Origin of the sequence: Sphingomonas sp. NPDC019816, assembly GCF_050274375.1 — a bacterium.
Taxonomy (GTDB): domain Bacteria; phylum Pseudomonadota; class Alphaproteobacteria; order Sphingomonadales; family Sphingomonadaceae; genus Sphingomonas.
The window spans coordinates 1-4,012 of the sequence record NZ_JBNNOB010000212.1 but is presented as its reverse complement, the minus strand read 5'-3'; the positions used below and the strand labels follow the sequence as shown (position 1 = coordinate 4,012).

Here is a 4,012-nt window from a genome sequence, read left to right as displayed (position 1 = left end):
TGCTGCGCGATGACGATGCCGATCAGGAAGCTCATCAGGCCGATGATCGCCAGCGCCGAGACGCCGACCGTCTCGAACTCATGCACCACCGCGTTGAAGCGGAAGCGGCGCGGATGGCGGATCACCGCCAGCCCGGCCAGCACCGTCGCCCCCATGAAGCCGAGCAGCCCGTACAGGGTCTTGAACGCGGCGATGACGGCGTCGCCCACCTCGCCCGCGACGCGGGCGAAGGGGCTGACCGGCTTGGGCCGCATCGCGACCGGCTGATCCGCCTCGACCACCGTGTCGACCAGATTGCGCTGATTGTCGTCCAGCCCCTCGATCGCGGCGTCGTTGCGCGCGGCGAAGCGGTGGATCAGCCAGGCGCCGACCGTATCGATACGCTCGACCTTGGACAGGTCGATCCGCTTGACCGACGCATCCTCGCGATCGAGCCGCTCGGGCAGATCGCCCAGCGTCGCCAGCGACAGATTGCCGGTAAAGCGCAGCGCGCCCCCGTCCGCCGGATCCAGCTGATAATCGGCCTTGGCGTTCATCACCTGCCTCTTTGCGGGAAAGCGGGGGCATCGACAAGGCGCTTCGTTCCCGCGACGAATCGACCCACTGGCGCAATTACACGTTTGCGTGACGTTTTCAAAGCAACCTGTCCACGACATGAAGGACCAGGCCGACGCTGCCGCCGACGAGGGTGCCGTTGATGCGGATATATTGGAGATCGCGCCCCACCGCATTCTCCAGCCGACTGGTGACGGTGTCGGCGTCCCATCCGCGCACCGTTTCGGACACCAGTCGGACGATGCCATCGCCATAATCGGCGGCAATCCCCACCACCGCGCGCCGGGTGAAGCGGTTGATCGTCGCCGCCAGCCGGGGATCGGATTGCAGCGTCTGGCCCAGCTGGCGCAGCGTCTCACCCAGCTTGCCGGCGGTCACCGCCTCGGGATCGCGCGCCAGCCGCAACAGCCCCTCGCGCGCCTGTTCCCACAATCCGTCCAGCCAGCGCTGCATGGCGGGATTGGCGATCAGATCGTCCTTCATCGCCTCCACCCGCGCGCGTGTCGCCGGATCATATTGCAGGTCCCAGGCCAGGCGATCGAGCCCTTCCTCGATCTTCAGGCGGATGGGATGATCGCGGTCCTCCGCCATGTCGTGCAGCAGCTTGTCGAGGCCGTCGATCAGCTTGTCGGCAACCGTTTCGTCCAGCCCGGTCCAGCGAAGGATCGCGCCGGCGCGCTCATGCACCATGGCGCGCACCACCGGCTCGTTGGCGGCCAGTGCCTGTCCGCCCCAGCGAATGACCGATTCCATCAGCGGCACATGCCGCCCCTCGGCGATCGCGGCCTTCAGCAACTGGCCGAGGATCGGCGACACTTCCGTGGCGCGCAGTCGCGATCCGATCCCCGCCTTCACCATGCCACCCAGCCGCTGCGGGTCGAAGGCGGTCAGCATCTCGGCGAACAGGCGCGACGCCCCGCGCCGGATGCGCCCACCCTCCTGCGGCGGCTGGGCCAGCCAGCGTCCGGCGGCCCCGGCGACGTCGAGGCGGTCCATGCGGCGCGCGACGACGCGCGGGATCAGGAAATTGGTGCGCAGGAAATTGGCCAGCGTGTCGCCGATCCGGTCCTTGTTGCGCGGCACGATCGCGGTGTGCGGGATCGGCAGCCCCAGCGGATGGCGAAACAGCGCGGTGACCGCGAACCAGTCGGCCAGCCCGCCGACCATCGCCGCCTCGGCAAAGGCGCGAACGAAGCCCCAGGCGGGATGGATCGGTTGGAGATGGCGGGCGATGAGGAACAGCGCCGCCATGGTGACCAGCAAACCGGTCGCCACGACCCGCATCTTCCGCAGGGCGGGTGGAACGGTCTGGCTACCCCCCGATCGCATGGCGACTTCCATCATCAGGACAATTCGCGAGCGACGGCTTTGTTCAAGCGGAATCTTTCCCGTGCGTAACGAAACGAGGTCAAAATCCTCTCCGGCACGGGGCGGTGGCAGGGCATCAGCCCTGACGGAGGGGGGCTTCCACACAGCATGTCGCGTGCGGCGCTCCCCCTCCACCATCCTTCGGATGCCCCCCTCCCCGTACCGGGGAGGACCGCCCCCCCATCACTCCGCCGGATCATATCCCAGCTTGCCGGTCGCCGGGGGCAGCGCGGGGCCACCCGCCGGGCCATCGATCACCGGGCCGCTGCCCTGCTCGTCGCCGGGCTTGTAAGTCAGCAGGCGGCGACCCAGGCGCGGGCCGATCCAGCGTTCGAGACCGACCGCCAGGCTGAAGGCGGCGGGCACGATCAGCAGGGTGAGGAGCGTCGACATCGTCAGGCCGCCGATCACGGTCACGCCCATCGGGCTGCGCCACGATCCGTCGCCGCCCAGCGACAGCGCGGTCGGCACCATGCCCGCGACCATCGCAACCGTCGTCATGACGATCGGCTGGGCGCGCTTGTGACCGGCGTCGAGCACCGCCTCGCGGATCGGGACGCCCTTGGCGATTTCCTCCAGCGCGAAGTCGATCAGCAGGATCGAGTTCTTGGCGACGATGCCCAGCAGCATCAGCAGGCCGATATAGACCGGCAGCGATAGCGGATTGCCCGTGACATACAGCGCGATCAACCCGCCAAGCGGTGCCAGCAGCAGCGAGGCCATGTTGACGAAGGGCGGCAGGAACCGGCGATAGAGCAGCACCAGCACCGCGAAGACCATGAAGATGGCCGAGATGATCGCGGTGAAGAAATTCTGCATCATCTCCGCCTGCATCTTGGCCTGGCCCAGCACCATCTCGCTGACCCCCATGGGCAGGTTCTTCATGATCGGCAGGTCATGGACCTTCTTCATCGCGTCACCGCTGATGACGCCCTTGGCCAGATCGGCACCGACCGTGACCTGGCGACGCTGGTTGACACGGTCGATCTGGGTCGGGCCCGCACCCAGGCCGATGTCTGCAACGACGCTCAGGGGCACCGAGCCGCCGGTCTGGGTCTGCACCGGCAGATTCTGGATGGTCGACATGCGCGCACGCGCATTCTGGTCGAGCGCGACGCGGATCGGCACCTGACGATCGGACAGCGAGAAGCGCGCCGAATTCTGGTCGATGTCGCCCAGCGTCGCGATACGGATCGCGCTCGACAGCGCCTGCGTCGTCACGCCCAGATTGGCCGCGAGGTCGAGACGCGGGCGGATGACGATTTCCGGCCGGTCGAGATTGCCGACGATGCGCGGCGCGATCAGGCCGGGCAGCGTGCCCATCTGCTCGACGATCTTGTTGGCGGTGTCGCGCAGCACGGCGGGATCGTCGCCGCCCAGCGTGATGGTCAGGTCGCGCCCGCTCGATCCCCAGCCGAATTGCGACTGGAAGGTCACGCGCGCATCGGGGATCGCGGCGAGCTGCGGCGACAGCGACCGCTCGAAGTCGGTGCTCTTCATCGAGCGATCCTCCTTCAGCGTCGCCACGACGCGGCCATTGCCCACGCTGGTGCGCGAATAGACCGATTCGACGTCGGGCTGCTTCTTCAGGAACTGCGCCACCTGCCGCACGACCTGATCGGTCTGGGCCAGCGTCGTGCCGGGCACCATCTCGATCTTGGCGACCGCCTGGTCATTGTCCTGCGGCGGCTGGAAGGTCTTGGGGATGATAGCGAACATGAAGATGGTGAGGGCAAAGGCACCGAAGCCGATGCCGATCACCCACAGCCGGTGGTCGCGGAACCGACCGAAGAAACGCCGGAAGAATCCGCGCCGCACGCCGTCGGTCGGCCGGTCATAGCGCAGCGACCAGCGCAGCGTCGCCATATAGGCGTCCATCAGCCTGCCCTCGCCATGGCTGGCATGGCCGGCGGACTTCAGGAAATAGGCGGCGATCATCGGCGTGATCAGACGCGCCACCGCCAGGCTCATCAGCACCGAGACGACGACGGTCAGGCCGAAATTCTTGAAATACTGGCCAGGCACGCCCGGCATCAGCGCGACGGGCAGGAACACCGCGACGATCGCCATGGTGGTCGCCAGCACGGCC

Annotated in this window: 2 protein-coding genes and 1 pseudogene; all 3 read right to left on the bottom strand. The window is 67.4% G+C overall.

The features are described 5' to 3' along the window. Positions 1 to 536 (bottom strand): annotated as a pseudogene (locus ACQKJZ_RS18505) (ABC transporter permease); the annotation flags it as partial. 97 nt (positions 537 to 633) lie between these two features. After that, a complete protein-coding gene (locus ACQKJZ_RS18500) occupies positions 634 to 1,839 on the bottom strand; it encodes a DUF445 domain-containing protein (RefSeq protein WP_427733064.1) in 1,206 nt (401 codons plus the stop codon). A gap of 267 nt (positions 1,840 to 2,106) precedes the next feature. Continuing rightward, a partial coding sequence (locus tag ACQKJZ_RS18495) for an efflux RND transporter permease subunit (RefSeq protein ID WP_427733062.1) occupies positions 2,107 to 4,012 on the bottom strand: 1,906 nt, incomplete at its 5' end.

What these genes read in the sequence shown, in the direction of transcription:
- ACQKJZ_RS18500 (WP_427733064.1), bottom strand. Translation starts at nt 1,839, where the DNA reads ATGCGGGTCGTGGCGACCGGTTTGCTGGTCACCATGGCGGCGCTGTTC.